Consider the following 381-nt stretch of genomic DNA (forward strand, 5'->3'; position numbering starts at 1 on the left):
GAACGGAATGTGCAGACCCGCAGCCGTCCACCGGCCGACGCCGCCGAGACAGCCTTCCGGCATCCTGATGTCGAGGAGGGTGCCTTCTTCCGGCGTCCACACGGCCAGCCGCGAGGTGGCACCGCGATCGAGCTGGAGCGCGACGCGCTCGCCGTCGGGGGCGATCGCCACCGGCCGCACTGTGGTGTTCGGCAGGTGCACCATCTCGGGGAAGCGCACCCGACCGGCCGGCTCGTTGCGGTTCTCCGGCAGCCGGATCCACCCGAGCCGGTCCCCGCCCGGTGCGTCGCTGGAGATCACCAGCAATCCGCCCACGGGGTCGCACAGTTGCAGCCGGTCGTTGCTCTCCTCGGTCATCTCCAGCAGCGGGCTGAGCACAGC

Annotated in this window: 1 protein-coding gene; it reads right to left on the reverse strand. The window is 71.1% G+C overall.

What is annotated here, in order from left to right:
• Positions 1-381: hypothetical protein (locus AC1DSF_RS31295; RefSeq protein ID WP_478184196.1), on the reverse strand; the 381-nt coding region annotated here is incomplete at both ends.

The sequence above is a fragment of the Variovorax sp. 01N429 genome (assembly GCF_056399425.1).